The organism is Streptomyces acidiscabies, assembly GCF_020010905.1.
Classification (GTDB): domain Bacteria; phylum Actinomycetota; class Actinomycetes; order Streptomycetales; family Streptomycetaceae; genus Streptomyces; species Streptomyces acidiscabies.
Window position 1 is genome coordinate 4,363,780 of sequence record NZ_JAGJBY010000002.1, and the last position, 15,206, is coordinate 4,378,985.

12 protein-coding genes are annotated in these 15,206 nt (G+C 71.3%); 7 read left to right on the top strand and 5 right to left on the bottom strand.

The window, feature by feature from the left end; genetic code table 11:
* Positions 1–38: 38 nt before the first annotated feature.
* Entirely contained in the window at positions 39–3,413 is a 3,375-nt protein-coding gene (locus tag J8M50_RS45600) for a pyruvate carboxylase (RefSeq protein WP_010358897.1), read from the top strand.
* A gap of 47 nt (positions 3,414–3,460) precedes the next feature.
* Here J8M50_RS45600 and J8M50_RS45605 read toward each other — a convergent pair whose 3' ends face one another.
* From J8M50_RS45605 to J8M50_RS45615, 3 genes are read right to left on the bottom strand one after another with little or no spacing between them, the layout of a single operon-like run.
* Positions 3,461–4,528: an alkene reductase gene (locus tag J8M50_RS45605; RefSeq protein WP_010358896.1), complete on the bottom strand. Its 1,068-nt coding sequence runs from the start codon at positions 4,526–4,528 to the stop codon at positions 3,461–3,463.
* Between the two features lie 50 nt (positions 4,529–4,578).
* Positions 4,579–5,307, bottom strand: a complete 729-nt coding sequence (locus J8M50_RS45610; RefSeq protein ID WP_010358895.1) for an SDR family oxidoreductase — start codon at positions 5,305–5,307, stop codon at positions 4,579–4,581.
* Positions 5,308–5,313: 6 nt separating this feature from the next.
* A complete protein-coding gene (locus tag J8M50_RS45615; RefSeq protein WP_010358838.1) occupies positions 5,314–6,156 on the bottom strand; it encodes an alpha/beta fold hydrolase in 843 nt (280 codons plus the stop codon).
* A 131-nt stretch (positions 6,157–6,287) separates the two neighbouring features.
* Between J8M50_RS45615 and J8M50_RS45620 the strand changes: the two genes are divergently transcribed.
* Positions 6,288–6,896, top strand: a complete 609-nt coding sequence (locus tag J8M50_RS45620) for a TetR/AcrR family transcriptional regulator (RefSeq protein ID WP_010358834.1) — start codon at positions 6,288–6,290, stop codon at positions 6,894–6,896.
* Positions 6,897–7,553: 657 nt separating this feature from the next.
* Here the strand turns inward: J8M50_RS45620 and J8M50_RS45625 are convergent.
* Positions 7,554–8,492, bottom strand: coding sequence for an SDR family oxidoreductase (locus J8M50_RS45625; protein WP_040838144.1), 939 nt, complete (start codon positions 8,490–8,492; stop codon positions 7,554–7,556).
* Between the two features lie 87 nt (positions 8,493–8,579).
* On the opposite strand from J8M50_RS45625, the gene J8M50_RS45630 reads away from it, so the two are divergent.
* The 5 genes from J8M50_RS45630 (at position 8,580) to J8M50_RS45650 (ending at position 13,116) form a co-directional block, all read left to right on the top strand.
* Positions 8,580–9,146, top strand: a complete 567-nt coding sequence (locus J8M50_RS45630) for a TetR family transcriptional regulator (RefSeq protein ID WP_010358831.1) — start codon at positions 8,580–8,582, stop codon at positions 9,144–9,146.
* A gap of 90 nt (positions 9,147–9,236) precedes the next feature.
* Positions 9,237–10,877 (top strand): phosphoglucomutase (alpha-D-glucose-1,6-bisphosphate-dependent), encoded by a 1,641-nt coding sequence (gene pgm / locus J8M50_RS45635; RefSeq protein ID WP_010358830.1) that lies wholly within the window; start codon positions 9,237–9,239, stop codon positions 10,875–10,877.
* Positions 10,878–11,055: 178 nt separating this feature from the next.
* Positions 11,056–12,297: a cation:proton antiporter gene (locus tag J8M50_RS45640; protein ID WP_010358829.1), complete on the top strand. Its 1,242-nt coding sequence runs from the start codon at positions 11,056–11,058 to the stop codon at positions 12,295–12,297.
* Between the two features lie 24 nt (positions 12,298–12,321).
* Entirely contained in the window at positions 12,322–12,600 is a 279-nt protein-coding gene (locus J8M50_RS45645) for a DUF3040 domain-containing protein (RefSeq protein WP_010358828.1), read from the top strand.
* A 66-nt stretch (positions 12,601–12,666) separates the two neighbouring features.
* Positions 12,667–13,116: a hypothetical protein gene (locus J8M50_RS45650; RefSeq protein ID WP_010358827.1), complete on the top strand. Its 450-nt coding sequence runs from the start codon at positions 12,667–12,669 to the stop codon at positions 13,114–13,116.
* A 50-nt stretch (positions 13,117–13,166) separates the two neighbouring features.
* Here J8M50_RS45650 and J8M50_RS45655 read toward each other — a convergent pair whose 3' ends face one another.
* Complete coding sequence (locus J8M50_RS45655) at positions 13,167–15,203, bottom strand: RICIN domain-containing protein (protein WP_010358826.1); 2,037 nt, start codon at positions 15,201–15,203, stop codon at positions 13,167–13,169.
* Positions 15,204–15,206 lie beyond the last annotated feature (3 nt).

The window sequence follows — 15,206 nt, forward strand, 5'->3', positions numbered from 1 at the left end:
CGACACGATGGGTGCCGACTCCGGCGAAGGGATTCGGGATGTTCCGCAAGGTGCTGGTCGCCAACCGAGGCGAGATCGCGATCAGGGCGTTCCGCGCCGGGTACGAACTGGGGGCCCGCACGGTCGCGGTGTTCCCGCACGAGGACCGCAACTCGCTGCACCGCCTCAAGGCCGACGAGGCGTACGAGATCGGCGAGCCCGGTCACCCGGTACGCGCGTACCTCTCCGTCGAGGAGATCGTCGCCGCCGCCCGGCGCGCGGGAGCCGACGCGGTGTACCCGGGGTACGGCTTCCTCTCCGAGAACCCCGAACTGGCCCGCGCCTGCGAGGAGGCCGGGATCACCTTCGTCGGCCCCGACGCGCGCACGCTGGAGCTGACCGGCAACAAGGCGAGCGCCGTCGCCGCCGCCCGCGCGGCCGGGGTCCCGGTGCTGGGCTCGTCCGCACCCTCCAACGACATCGACGAACTGGTCGCCGCCGCCGAGGAGATCGGCTTCCCGGTGTTCGTGAAGGCCGTCGCGGGCGGCGGCGGACGCGGCATGCGGCGCGTCGCGGACCCGGCCGTCCTGCGCGAGTCCATCGAGGCCGCGTCCCGCGAGGCGGCGTCCGCGTTCGGCGACCCGACGGTCTTCCTGGAGAAGGCGGTCGTCGACCCCCGTCACATCGAGGTGCAGATCCTCGCGGACGGCGACGGGAACGTCATCCACCTCTACGAGCGCGACTGTTCGGTCCAGCGCCGTCACCAGAAGGTCATCGAGCTGGCCCCCGCGCCCAACCTGGACCCGGCGCTGCGGGACCGGATCTGCGCGGACGCCGTCCGGTTCGCCCGCGAGATCGGCTACCGCAACGCCGGGACCGTCGAGTTCCTCCTCGACCGGGACGGCAACCACGTCTTCATCGAGATGAACCCGCGCATCCAGGTCGAGCACACGGTCACCGAGGAGGTCACCGACGTCGACCTCGTGCAGGCCCAACTCCGCATCGCCTCGGGGGAGTCGCTCGCCGACCTCGGCCTCTCGCAGGAGACGGTGAAGCTGCACGGCGCGGCCCTCCAGTGCCGGATCACCACCGAGGACCCGGCCAACGGCTTCCGCCCCGACACCGGCCGCATCAGCGCGTACCGTTCACCGGGTGGTTCAGGCATCCGGCTGGACGGCGGAACGACCCACGCCGGTACGGAGATCAGCGCGCACTTCGACTCGATGCTGGTCAAACTCACCTGCCGGGGACGGGACTTCAAGTCCGCGATCGGGCGGGCCCGGCGCGCGGTCGCCGAGTTCCGCATCCGGGGCGTCGCGACCAACATCCCGTTCCTGCAAGCCGTGTTGGACGACGCCGACTTCCAGGCCGGCCGGGTCACCACGTCGTTCATCGAGCAGCGCCCCCACCTGCTGACCGCACGCACCTCGGCCGACCGGGGCACGAAGCTCCTCACGTACCTCGCCGACGTCACCGTCAACAAGCCGCACGGCGAACGCCCGGACCTCATCGACCCGTTGGCGAAGCTGCCGCGCACGCCCGCCGCCGAACCCCCGGCCGGTTCCCGCCAGCGCCTGATCGAGCTGGGACCCGAAGGGTTCGCCCGCTGGATGCGCGAGACCCCTCAACTCGGCGTCACCGACACGACGTTCAGGGACGCGCACCAGTCCCTGCTGGCAACGCGCGTGCGCACCAAGGACCTTCTCGCCTCCGCACCGCTCGTCGCCCGTACCCTCCCGGACCTGCTCTCCCTGGAGTGCTGGGGCGGTGCGACCTACGACGTCGCCCTGAGGTTCCTCGCCGAGGACCCGTGGGAGCGGCTCGCCGCGCTGCGCGAAGCCGTACCGAACATCTGCCTCCAGATGCTGCTGCGCGGGCGCAACACCGTGGGGTACACGCCGTATCCGACCGAGGTGACCGACGCGTTCGTGCAGGAGGCGGCGGCCACCGGGATCGACATCTTCCGGATCTTCGACGCGCTCAACGACGTCGACCAGATGCGGCCCGCGATCGACGCCGTACGGCAGACCGGCACTGCGGTCGCCGAGGTCGCGCTCTGTTACACCGCCGACCTGTCGGACCCCAGGGAGCGGCTCTACACGCTCGACTACTACCTGCGGCTCGCGGAGAAGATCGTCGCGGCCGGGGCGCACGTGCTCGCCGTCAAGGACATGGCCGGTTTGCTGCGGGCACCGGCCGCCGCGACTCTCGTCTCCGCGCTGCGGCGGGAGTTCGGGCTGCCGGTGCACCTGCACACGCACGACACGGCGGGCGGTCAGCTCGCGACGTACCTCGCGGCGATCGGCGCCGGGGTCGACGCGGTCGACGGGGCCGTGGCGTCCATGGCGGGGACGACCTCGCAGCCGTCGCTGTCCGCGATCGTCGCCGCGACCGACTACTCGGAGCGGACGACCGGGCTCGACCTCCAGGCCGTCGGGGACCTGGAGCCGTACTGGGAGAGCGTGCGGCGGGTGTACGCGCCGTTCGAGGCGGGGCTCGCGGCGCCGACCGGGCGGGTCTACCACCACGAGATCCCGGGCGGCCAGCTCTCCAACCTCCGTACGCAGGCGGTCGCGTTGGGGCTCGGGGACCGGTTCGAGGACATCGAGTCCATGTACGCCGCCGCCGACCGGATCCTCGGGCGGCTCGTGAAGGTGACGCCCTCGTCGAAGGTCGTCGGGGACCTCGCCCTGCACCTCGTCGGGGCCGGGGTCGCGCCCGGGGACTTCGAGGAGACGCCGGACCGGTTCGACATCCCGGACTCGGTGATCGGGTTCCTGCGCGGGGAGCTGGGCACGCCGCCCGGCGGGTGGCCGGAGCCGTTCCGTACCCGTGCGCTCCAGGGGCGGCCCGCCGCGAAGCCCGTGCAGGAGCTGACGACCGAGGACCGCGAGGGCCTGGAGAAGCACCGCCGGACCACCCTCAACCGGCTCCTCTTCCCCGGCCCGACCCGCGACTTCGAGACCCACCGGCAGGCGTACGGCGACACGAGCGTCCTCGACAGCAAGGACTTCTTCTACGGGCTGCGCCCGGGCCAGGAGTACGCCGTCGACCTGGAGCCCGGCGTACGGCTGCTGATCGAGCTCCAGGCGATCGGCGAGGCCGACGAGCGCGGGATGCGGACGGTGATGGCCGGCCTCAACGGGCAGTTGAGGCCGATCCAGGTCCGCGACCGGGCCGCCGCCTCCGACATCCCGGCCACCGAGAAGGCCGACCGGTCCGACCCCGGGCACGTCGCGGCGCCGTTCGCCGGTGTGGTCACCCTTGCCGTCGCCGAGGGGGACGAGGTGGCCGCCGGGGCGACCGTCGCGACCATCGAGGCGATGAAGATGGAGGCGACGATCACCGCGCCGGGCGCGGGCCGGGTGACGCGGCTCGCCATCAACCGCATCCAGCAGGTGGAGGGCGGGGACCTGCTGGTCGAGGTGCGCTGACCGAAGCGCCCGAGGAAGGCGATTTCCTCGGGCGCCGGGTGCTGCGGTCAGGCGGTGAGGGTGGGGTAGTCGGTGTAGCCGGCCGCGCCGCCGCCGTAGAAGGTGGCGGGGTCGGGGGTGTTCAGGGGTGCGCCCGCTCGTACGCGCTCGACCAGGTCGGGGTTGGCGAGGGCCATCGAGCCCACCGTGATGACGTCGGCGATGCCGTTGTCGATGTCCTTGGCGCGGGTGGCGATGTCGGTGCCGGCGCGGTTGAGGATCAGCGTGTTCGGCCACAGCTCGCGCAGCGTGCCCAGGAGTTCCTCGTCGCCGCCGTGGCCGATGTGCAGGTAGGCGAGGTCGAGGGGGGCGAGGGCGCGCAGGAGGTGCGGGTAGAGCTCGTGGGGGTCGTCCTCGGTGAGGTCGTTGAGCTGGAAGGGGTTTCCGGGGGAGATCCGGATGCCGGTGTGGCCGGCGCCTATCTCGTCGGCCACGGCCGTGGCGACCTCGACGGCGAAGCGGATGCGGTTGTCGAGGGAGCCGCCGTACTGGTCGGTGCGCTGGTTGGCGCTGGGGAAGAGGAACTGGTTGACCAGGTAGCCGTTGGCGCCGTGGATCTCGACGCCGTCGGCGCCGGCCGCGATGGCGGCTGCGGCGGCGCGGCGGAAGTCGTCGACCGTCGCGGCGACCTCTTCGGTGGACAGTGCGCGCGGCTGGGGCATCTCCTGCATCCCGGCGCCGGTGAACGTCTGGCCCGCCGGCTTGATCGCGGAGGGGGCGACCGGCTGCCGGTGGTGGGGGGTGTTGTCGGGGTGGGCGATGCGTCCGGCGTGCATGAGCTGGATGACGATGCGTCCGTCGGCCTTGTGTACGGCGTCGGTGACCTTGCGCCAGCCGGCGATGTGCTCGTCGGTGTAGATGCCGGGGGTCACGGGGTAGCCCTGGCCGTCGGCGGAGGGCTGAGTGCCCTCGGTGACGATGAGGGCGTGCGAGGCGCGCTGGGCGTAGTACTCGGCGTTGAGGTCGGTCGGCACGCCTTCCGGGGTGGCCCTGCTGCGGGTCAGGGGGGCCATCGCCAGACGGTGCGGCAGGGAGATCTTTCCGGCGACGGTGGGGGTCCACAGGCTGTCGGTCATGGGGGGTTCCTCGTGTTGTTGGTGGCGGGGGGTGGTCGGCGTTCCGGTGGTCAGCCGGCCAGTTGCGCGGCGAACTGCGCCTCGATGGCCGGGTACAGCAGGGTCTGGTCGTCGTGCAGCGTGGCCTTCACGCTGCGGCTGATCTCGTCGACGACGGCCTCGGGCCGGCCTGCCTCAAGCGAGTCCAGGGCGGCGCGGGCCACGTCGGCCGGCGGGGTCTTGGCGACGTCGAAGCCGGCCTGCATGTCGGTGTCGACCGGCCCGACGTGGACGGCGACGACTTCGGTCCCCTGGGTCTTGAGCTGCTGCCTGGCGGCGTTGGTGTAGCTCCACGCGGCTGCCTTCGACGCGCCGTACGTGGCGGCCACGGGGTACGCCGCCCACGAGGCGACCGAGAGCATGTTGACGAAGGCACCGCCGCCATTGGCCGCCACGACCGGGGCGAACGCCTGCGTCATGGCCATGAGCCCGAAGTAGTTCACCTCCAGCTCGCCCCGCGCCACGTCGAGCGGCGCGGACAGCGCGAGGTTGCTGCTGGCGATGCCGGCGTTGTTCACGACGATCGTGACGTCGGTGAACTCGGCGGCGGCCTTGGCGACAGCCTCCGGGTCCGTGACGTCCAGGGCGACGGGTGTCAGCCGCGGGTCCGTGACGGTGGTGACGTCGCGGACAGCCGCGTACACCTTGGTGGCACCTCGGGCGAGGAGCTCGTCCGCGAATGCCTTGCCGATGCCACGGTTGGCGCCGGTGACCAGTGCTACCGAACCTTCGATCTTCATGTCCGCCTACTTCTCGTCGAGGAACTGGAGGGCGTGCTTCAGGAACCGCTCGGGGTACTGGAAGTGCGCTCCGTGCCCGGCGTCGGGGTAGATCAGCAGCTGGGCGTCGGGGATGTTCTGGACGAGGTGCCAGGAGTTGACCGACGCGATCATCACGTCGTTCGTGCCGTTGAGGACCAGCGTCGGCTGGGTGATCGCGTTCAGGTGGGCGTAGGGGTTCTCGCCGGGCAGGGGTTCGGCGTAGGCGACCACTGCTTCGAGCTGCGCCTGTGCGACCGCGGGCGAGCTCGGCAGGTCCTGGTCCGCCCGCTGGTGGCGGCGCTCCCAGAAGGCCCGGCCCGCTTCGACCGCCGCCTTCGAGCGGCCGAAGAACAGGAAGAGGAAGTCCTCCACGGTGGGGACCGGATTCGGCGCCAGCTCGTACACCTTGGGGTCCGTCGTCGGGTCCCCGCCCCGCAGGCCGGTGCCGAGCAGGAGGAGCTTGCGCACCAGCTGGGGGTGGCGCAGCACGACCTCCTGTGCCTGGTAACCGCCGATCGAGAAGCCGAGCAGGTCGACCTGCTCCAGCCCCAGCGCCCGGATGACCGCGGCGATGTCGTCGGCCATGTCCTCGATCCGGTTGCGTGGCGTGCCGGACGACGAGGCGATGCCGCGCCCGTCGAACAGGATGACCTCACGGCCCTCGGCCAGGCCGTCGGTGAGCAGCGGGTCCCAGTGGTCCATTCCCCCGCGGAAGTGCTGGACGAGGAAGACCGGGACGCCGGAGGGCTTGCCCCAGCGGCGGTAGGCGAACCGGTCGCCGTCGACCTCGACGTACTGGGTCGGTGCGGTCACATGCGTGTCACTCACGGCCTGAGCCTTTCTGGTGGGGATGAACAATAAGATGACGACCGACATCTAAAAAGTCAAGTTCTTTGATGTCGATCGTCATCTATGTATCCTTGGGCGACGGGCGTCGACTCACAGGAGGGTGGCTGGACATGCGGGTCACCAAGGCACAGGCGGAGCAGAACCGCGCGCATATCGTCGCGACAGCGGCCAGGCTGTTCCGCGAGCGCGGCTATGACGGTGTCGGCGTGGCGGAGCTGATGGCAGCCGCCGGGTTCACCCACGGCGGGTTCTACAAGCACTTCCGCTCCAAGGCCGACCTGATGGCCGAGGCGTCCGCGAGTGGGCTTTCGCAGGTCGCGGCGCGGGCAGAAGGGCTGGGCCCGGCCGAGTTCGTCGAGAGGTACGTCTCCCGGGAGCATCGCGACGGGCGCGGGGACGGGTGCACCGTCGCGGCGCTCAGCGGCGATGCCGCACGTCAGCCGGCGGAGGTCAAAGCAGAGTTCGCAGCCGGGATCGAGAGCCTGCTCACGGCTCTTCAGGCCCCGAGCGACAGGCCGGGGGGCGCGGACCAGGGCGTGCCCCGCGCGATGGTGATCGACATGCTCGCCCGTTCGGTCGGTGCCGTCATGCTGTCGCGGGCATGCCCCGATGATTCTCCGCTGGCGGACGAGATCCTTGATGTCTGCCGCAGCGAGATGCTTGCCGTGCTGGCGCATGACGACAGCGACCAGCCGCCGGCACCGAACCCGGAAGCCTGACCGCGGCCGACCGGCGCGGGCCCCCTGCGGGGAGAAACCGATGACAGGTTGGGGCCGGTCGGCACTGAGGTGGGTGGTGAGGAAGCGGGCGGCGCGGTCCAGCGCGGCACCCGCCTCGTCGAGCAGCATCTCGTTCGCCCCGACCTGCACGAGCAACGGAGGCGATCCGGTGAGGTCGGCGAACACCGGGCCGGCCAGGGGATGCGCCCGGTCGCCCGCACCGATGCAGCGATCGGCGAGGGGATGATCAGGCCGCCGCCGGCGGAGTCACCGGCCACGACGAGGTCGCGTGGATCGGTTCGGCGACTGCGGATACGGACTGTGGTTGTCCGTCGGCCGTGCGGAAGTCGAGGGTGCCGGCCGGGTCGGCTCGGCCTCGGGTCAGGCGCTGAGAGCCTGTGTCACATCCCCGGTCGGATCAGCGCACGTCGTCTGGTGCTCCCCCAAGCTCTACGACCAGGGGGGACCCCCAGATCGCAAGGCGCCGGAGCGCCCGCGATGGGGGTGCCCCCTGGTCGAGCGAAGCCGAGAGCTTGGGGGAGGAGTCACGTGGGCGGTCCGGCAACGCCGCTGGGGGTCCCCCTGCTCGCCAGTGCTTGGGGGAGTGCGTGCCAGGCGGCGGGCGCCCGGCCGGGGATGTGACACAGGCTCTGAGCCTCAGCCCACCAGGAACGTCCCCGTGCGGCCCTCGGTGAAGTAGTGGCCCGTGTCGAGGTCCGCGATCAGGCCGGGACCCTCGGGTGTCCACCCCAGTAGCTCCTGGGTGTGGGTGCTCGACGCGGGGGAGTCGAGGCCGAAGAACGGGCCGAGCCAGCCGAAGTGCTCCTCCGCCTCCGCCGCCGGGACCGGGGCGGCCGGCACCCCGAGCCCGCGTCCGATCGCCCCGGCGACCTCGCGCAGCTCCACCCCGGCCTCGGCGTTGCCGTGCAGCGTCGAACCGGCCGGGGCCTTCTCCAGCGCCAGCCGGAACAGCCGCGCCACGTCGGAGCGGTGGGCGGCGGGCCAGCGGACGGCGCCGTCGCTCACGTACCCGGCCGTCCCGTGCTTACGGGCGATGTCGACCAGCGTCGCCATGAACCCCGGGTCCCCGTCCCCGTGCACGGTCGGCGGCAGCCGGACCACCGACGAACGCACCCCGCGCCCGGCCAGGGCGACCGTCGCCACCGCGTTGTCGTGCCGGACGCGCGGACCCTCCGCCGGGCCGTCGACGGCGTCGTCCGCCTCCGTCGCCACCCGGCCCGGTGCGATCAGCATCAGCCCCGACGCCAGCACGAACGGCCGGTCGGAGCCCGCCAGCGCGTCGCCGAACGCCTCGATGGTCCGCCGGTCCATCCCGGCCGCCTGCTCGAAACCGCCGCTGAACGCGATGTCGTGCGCGAACGCCAGATGCACCACCCCGTCGGCCCCGGCCGCCGCGTCCCGCAGCACATCGAGGTCGTCCAGCGAACCCCGGACCACCTCGGCCCCCGCCGCCTCGAGAGCCGCCGCCGAGGACTCCGAGCGCGCGAGCCCGACCACCTCATGTCCGGCGCCCAGCAGTTCGGGCACGAGAGCCGAACCGATCCAACCCGACGCACCTGTCACGAAAACACGCATGGGAAACCCCTCGAACGACTCGATGTCAGTCACTGTCATCGACCGTACACCTGATGTCAGTCACTGTCATAGAGCTAAGATCCCGCCATGAGCCGATGGCAGCCCGACGCGCGAGGGCGACTCGCGAAGGCGGCGCTCGATCTCTACGACGAGCGCGGCTTCGAGCGCACGACGGTCGCCGAGATTGCCCAGCGGGCCGGCCTCACCGAGCGCACCTTCTTCCGGCACTACGCCGACAAACGCGAGGTCCTCTTCGGCGGCACCGCCGACCTGCTGGACCGGATCACGGCCGCCGCCGCGAGCGTCCCCGCGGACGCGCTGCCCCTCGACGTCGTCGTCGCCGTCCTGGACGGGACCGCCGAGGACTTCCCCGAGGTCCGCCGCTCCTACGCGCGCCGCCGCCAGGCCGTCATCGACGCCCACCCCGAACTGCGGGAACGCGAACTGATCAAGCTCGCGGACTTCTCCGCCGCCCTCTGCGCCGTCCTGCGCGAGCGCGGCGTACCGGGACGCGAGGCGGCCCTCGGGGCCGAGGCGGGGACCGCCGTCTTCAAGGTCGCCTTCGCGCGCTGGATCGAGGAGGACGACGGACCGGGGCTCGGCCCGCTGATGCACGAGACCATGGCCGCCCTCAGAGCGGTGACAGGATGCTGACAGTCCCCACCCCAGGTTCCCCGCCACCTTCCTGACAAGGGAAGATGGCCCTCAGAGCCTGTGAACGAACCGATGCGGAGGAACCCACCCATGCGGCACGAGCGAGCGGGCAAGCCGGCCTCAGCCGAGGACCTTGTCGACGTGGCCCGGCTGGTCACCGCGTACTACGCGCTGCACCCGGACCCGGCGGAGATCGGCCAGCGCGTCGCCTTCGGCACCTCGGGCCACCGCGGCTCCGCGCTGAACACGGCCTTCAACGAGGACCACATCGCCGCCACCAGCCAGGCGATCTGCGAGTACCGCGCCGCGCAGGGCACCGACGGACCGCTGTTCCTCGGCGCCGACACCCACGCTCTCTCCGAACCCGCCCAGGTCACCGCCCTGGAGGTGTTCGCCGCGAACGGCGTCACCACCCTCATCGACAGCGCCGACGGCTACACCCCGACCCCGGCCGTCTCGCACGCGATCCTCGCGTACAACAAGGGCCGCAGCACGGGCCTCGCGGACGGCGTCGTCGTCACCCCCTCGCACAACCCGCCCGCCGACGGCGGCTTCAAGTACAACCCCCCGTCCGGCGGCCCCGCCGCCTCCGACGCCACCTCCTGGATCCAGGACCGCGCCAACCAGATCATCGCGGCCGGGATGAAGGACGTCCGCCGCCTCCCGTACACCCGGGCGCTGGCCGCCGATACGACCGGACGGTACGACTTCCTCGGCACGTACGTCGCCGACCTGCCGAACGTCCTCGACCTGGACGCGATCCGCGCGGCCGGTGTCCGCATCGGCGCCGACCCGCTCGGCGGTGCCTCCGTCGCCTACTGGGGACGCATCGCCGAGGAGCACCGCCTCGACCTGACCGTCGTCAACCCGCACACCGACCCCACCTGGCGGTTCATGACGCTGGACTGGGACGGCCAGATCCGCATGGACTGCTCCTCCCCGGACGCGATGGCCTCGCTCATCGCGCAGCGCGACCGCTTCGACATCTCCACCGGCAACGACGCGGACTCCGACCGGCACGGCATCGTCACCCCCGACGCCGGGCTGATGAACCCCAACCACTACCTCGCCGTCGCCATCGGCTACCTCTACCGGCACCGCGCGAACTGGCCCGCCGACGCCGGGATCGGCAAGACCCTCGTCTCCTCCTCGATGATCGACCGCGTCGCCGCCGACCTCGGCCGCACGCTCGTCGAAGTCCCCGTCGGCTTCAAGTGGTTCGTGGACGGCCTCGTCGGCGGGGACCTCGGCTTCGGCGGCGAGGAGTCGGCGGGCGCGTCCTTCCTGCGCCGGGACGGCTCGGTGTGGACCACCGACAAGGACGGCATCATCCTGGCGCTGCTCGCCTCCGAGATCACCGCCGTCACCGGAAAGACGCCCTCGCAGCTGTACGCCGGTCTCACCGAGAAGTTCGGCGCCCCCGCGTACGCCCGCATCGACGCGCCCGCCTCCCGCGAGGAGAAGGCGCTCCTCGCGAAGCTGTCCCCGGCCCAGGTGACCGCGCGGACCCTCGCCGGGGAGGACGTCACGGGCGTGCTCACCGAGGCGCCCGGGAACGGGGCCTCGCTCGGCGGGATCAAGGTGACGACCGCCAACTCCTGGTTCGCGGCGCGGCCTTCGGGCACGGAGGACGTGTACAAGATCTACGCCGAGTCCTTCAACGGGCCCGAACACCTCGCCCGGGTGCAGGAGGAGGCCCGGACCGTCGTACTGGACGCGCTGGGCGGCTAGCCCGCCATATGGGTGTCGTCCCCGATACCGGGGACTGCCTCCGGAATGACAGGGTTGACGAAGGCCCGGGGAGACCGGACCCCGGGTCGTCCAACCTTGTCGTTCCAGGAGGACAGCCCCATCCACTCCCCACGCGCAGTACGACCCCGCCCCGACGCCGGCCGGCGGGAGGTGACCCATGGGACACGCTGACTCGCTGCTGGCCCTCGGCGGAGCCTTCCTCGCCGCCGCCGTCCTCGCCCGGCTCGGCAACAGGTTCGGGCTCCCCACCATCCCCCTGTTCACCCTCGCCGGAATCCTGCTCGGCCCCCACACACCGGGGCTCGTACTGGTGCGGGACCCGCACGACTTCGAGATGCTCTCCGCGCTCGGCCTCGTGCTGCTGCTCTTCTACCTCGGCCTCGAATTCCACGTCGACGACCTCAAGAACGGCGGCAGGCGCCTGCTCCTCGCGGGCGGCAGCTACCTCGTCCTGAACGTCGGCGCCGGGCTCGCCTTCGGGTTCGGCCTGGGCTGGGGCGCGCGGGAGGCGCTGGTCCTCGCGGGAGTGCTCGGCATCTCGTCGTCCGCGATCGTCACGAAGATCCTCATCGACCTCGGCCGCATCGGCCGCCCCGGCACGAAGATCGTCCTCGGGGTCATCGTCGTCGAGGACATCTTCCTCGCGCTGTACCTGGCCGTCCTGCAACCCGTCATCAGCGGCGCCGAGGGCGGTCTGGAGATCGCCTGGCAGGTCACCAAGGCGTTCGGGTTCCTGCTGCTGCTCGCCACCGCCGCGCGCTACGGGACACGGCTCGTCGCCCGGCTCATCCACGTCCGTGACGACGAACTCCTCGTCATCAGCTTCCTCGGCGCCGCCGTCTTCGTCGCGGGCGTCTCCGAGTACCTCGGGGTCGCCGACGCGATCGGCGCGTTCATGGTCGGCCTCCTCTTCGGCGGCACCCCGTCCGGACCGCGCATCCGCAGGCTCGTGCACCCGCTGCGGGACGCCTTCGCCGCGATCTTCTTCTTCGCGTTCGGACTCGCCATCGACCCCGGGGACTTCGCGGCCGTCGCCGTACCCGTCGTCATCGCGGTCGTGCTGACGCTCGCGATGAACATCGCCGCCGGGCTCGTCGTGGCACGGCTGTACGGGTACGGGGCGCGCGAGGCGATGCTCATCGCGACGACGCTGCTGGCACGCGGCGAGTTCGCGCTGATCCTCGCGGCGATGGCTGCCAACGCCGGGCTCGACGGACGGCTCGCGCCGTTCATCGCCGGGTACGTGCTCGTGCTCGCCGTGCTCGGGCCGCTGGCGGCAGGACGGGTGCACGCGGCGGGCGAACGGGAGAAGAAGGCCGTACCGATGACTGAGGACCCCGTGGAAGCGGAAGAAACCAAACGAGAGACGAGGGACCCCGTCACCACCCCCGACCGGTAACGGACCCTCAGGACAGGAGGACCCGTGTCCGACGGCCACGACGACCGCCTGGAAGCGCTGGCGTCCGCCACCGAACGGGACGACGCGCGCTTCGCCCGATCCCTCGCCGAGGGCCACCCGGAACGGCCCCGCGAATACCGCAGAGGCCGCGCCTGGTGGTCTCTCGCGGCGGCGGGTGCGCTCCTGTTCGTCGGCATCGCACTGCCCCACGGCCTGGCGCTGGCGACGGGGCTGGTGGTGGCGGGGATGGCGGCGAGCCTGTTCGACCCGCACCGCCGGCACCCGGGGAGCAAGCGGCGCTGAACGGACGTACCCGTACGCCCGTATCAGTACGACGTACGCACCCCGTCCGACCCCGGAGCCACCGCCGTGCCGCACATCGTCCGAGGCGTCGCCGTAGGCGCCCTGCTCTTGTTGGTCAGCGCCTGTGGGGGAGGGGACGGGAAGCCGGCGGCCAAGGCGTCGGAGTCGGCGTCGACTCAGCCCGCCGCTGCCGCGCAGGTCGTCGCGCCCGCGAAGGTCGAGATCATCGCGGGGATGACCGGGTGCACCGCCAGCATCCGCATCCAGGCCGCCGAGTTGCGGGAGGGGAGCTGCCGGACCGGGCAGGGGGACTACATCATCACGACGTTCCCGAAGGAGTCCCTCAAGGACACCTGGCTCGACGCGGCGGCCATCTACGGGGGGACCTACATCGTGGGACCCCAGTGGGCCGTCGGCGGGAAGGTCGAGGTGCTGAAGAAGCTTCGGCCCGAGATCGGCGGGGAGATCGTGCAGCTCACCGGGAGCGGGCCGAGCCCGGTGCCGACGGCGCCGTAAGAAGCCTTCACAAAAAAGCTGGGGCCCCTCGAAAAGGGGCCCCAGTCGCGTCAGTTGACGCGGGCGATCCGCCAGCGCTGGTTCGCGCCGGAGTTGCCGTACCAGGTGGTGACGGCGGCGCCCTCGTTGGTCGCCTGGCCGCCGACCTCCAGGAGGCGGCCGGTCGCCGCGTTCACCAGGGTCCACGTGCCGTCGCCCGTGGTGGACAGGATCCACTCGGTCGCCGCGTCACGCTGGCCCGTGTTCGGCTCGGCCACCGGCACGTCATTGCGCACGGCGATCCGCTTGCCCTCCGCCGGGTTGGCGAAGACGTACCGCAGCCGGTTGCCCGTCGTGCCGTACACCTGCTCCAGACGCCACTGCTGGGCGACCCCACCGCTCGCCGAGTTGATGGTCAGGCTCGTGCCGTTCGCGCCGAGGGTGACAGCCTTGTTCGACTGCACACCGGTCAGCGTGTACGCCTTGCCCTTGCTGAAGAGGCTCGCGTCCTGGGCGACACCGGAGACGCCCTTGACGGCGAACGAGGTCACCGACTGCGCGGGGACCGTGAACGACGCCTTGCCGTCGACGACCTTGACCGCGGCCTGCTTCACGAGCTTGCCGTCGACGTCCGTGACGGTCGGGGTGACCGTCGCCTTCCGGTCGATCTTCCCGAAGCGGGAGAGGTCGAGGACGACCGTGCGCGGCGCGGTGGTCGAGTTGACGTGGACCAGGGACGCGCCCTTGCCGTCCTTCGTGACCGCGGCGGCGCTGGACGTGTCGTCCACCTTGATCAGGCTGTCGCCGGGCTTGATGAAGTGCGTGAAGTTACGGGCCGTGTCGAACTTGGTGTTCGTGAAGATCGGGCACGACTTCAGCGTGTCCTTGGAGGTGCAGCTGAACGGGAGCTGGATGGAACCCCAGTTGCCGCCCTTGGCGGACTCGCCGCCCGGCTTCATGTTGTCGTAGTCCTCGACCGGCTGCCAGAACACCCAGGCCTTGGGCTCCAGTTCGCGCAGGTCGTTCACCATCTGCTGGGCGAGGCCGAGACCCGGACGCATGTCCGTGAAGCTCTGCCCGTCGCCCCAGTCGCCCTCGACCTCGCTCATCCACAGCGGCTTGTCGGCCGCCTTGGCGAGGTCGCGCACGGTGGTGCGCTGGCCGGTGCCGTAGGTGTGGACGTTCATCTGGCCGACGAGGTCCTTGGACGCCTGCGAGTAGGAGTTCCAGTTCGTCGCGAACAGACCGGGGTTGGTCTCGTCCATCGCCGATATCTCGGCGCCGACCTTGGCCTTCTTCAGCGCGGGGGCGAGCGCCGCGAGGACCTTCTCCTGCATGGCGGGCCCGATGTGCGCGCCCTCCTGACGCCCGGCGACCGGCTGGCCGTTCGCGTCCAGGCGGGTGCCCCAGTAGCCGGTGTTGGGCTCGTTGAACGGGTCGACGGTGTCGACCTTGATCCCGGAGGACTTCTCCAGACGCTTCGTCGCCCCCGCGAGGTAGGCGGCGAAGTCGTCGACCGAACTCTCCTTCAGCTGCTCGTCGTTGGCGTTGAACCCGCCGGAGACGTAGCCGCTGACGGTCATGAACCACGGCGGGGAGTTGGAGAACGTCTCCCAGTGCGTGATGTCCTTCTTGATGCGGTCGACCCACCAGCGCTGGGTCGCGTCCGCCTTCGGGTTCCAGTCGGCCGGGTCGTCCGCGTTCCACCAGTCCGTGTCGGTGCGGGTGGTGCCCGCCGGGGCCTTCCACCAGCCCTCGACGGCGCCGCCGGCCCGCAAGTAGTCCGGCACATCAGGGGCGTTGCCGCCGCCGATGTTGTACCGCGCGATGTTCAGCGCGAGCCCGTCGTCCCCGAACAGGAGCTTCGCGAGCTTCTCGCGGACCTCCTTCGGGTAGTCGCCGGTCGCGTTGGCGAACCAGACCAGGCTGGTGCCCCAGCCCTCGAACTTGTCCTGCTTGTACGACGGATCCGGCTGGACGGTCACCGACGGGGTGGTGGTATCGGCCTGCGCGAGCGGCGCGGGGACGGTCAGCAGAGCCGCCCCGGTCGCCAGCGCGGTCATCGAGGCCGCCCCGAGGAAGCGTCTGTTGCGGGTGAGTCGTGCCATCGT

Excerpts from the sequence above, each read along its gene's own strand:
- J8M50_RS45600 (WP_010358897.1), top strand. The coding sequence starts at position 39 with ATGTTCCGCAAGGTGCTGGTCGCCAACCGAGGCGAGATCGCGATCAGG.
- J8M50_RS45605 (WP_010358896.1), bottom strand. The coding sequence starts at position 4,528 with ATGACCGACAGCCTGTGGACCCCCACCGTCGCCGGAAAGATCTCCCTG.
- J8M50_RS45610 (WP_010358895.1), bottom strand. The coding sequence starts at position 5,307 with ATGAAGATCGAAGGTTCGGTAGCACTGGTCACCGGCGCCAACCGTGGC.
- J8M50_RS45620 (WP_010358834.1), top strand. The coding sequence starts at position 6,288 with ATGCGGGTCACCAAGGCACAGGCGGAGCAGAACCGCGCGCATATCGTC.
- J8M50_RS45625 (WP_040838144.1), bottom strand. The coding sequence starts at position 8,492 with ATGCGTGTTTTCGTGACAGGTGCGTCGGGTTGGATCGGTTCGGCTCTC.
- J8M50_RS45630 (WP_010358831.1), top strand. The coding sequence starts at position 8,580 with ATGAGCCGATGGCAGCCCGACGCGCGAGGGCGACTCGCGAAGGCGGCG.
- pgm (WP_010358830.1), top strand. The coding sequence starts at position 9,237 with ATGCGGCACGAGCGAGCGGGCAAGCCGGCCTCAGCCGAGGACCTTGTC.
- J8M50_RS45640 (WP_010358829.1), top strand. The coding sequence starts at position 11,056 with ATGGGACACGCTGACTCGCTGCTGGCCCTCGGCGGAGCCTTCCTCGCC.
- J8M50_RS45655 (WP_010358826.1), bottom strand. The coding sequence starts at position 15,203 with ATGGCACGACTCACCCGCAACAGACGCTTCCTCGGGGCGGCCTCGATG.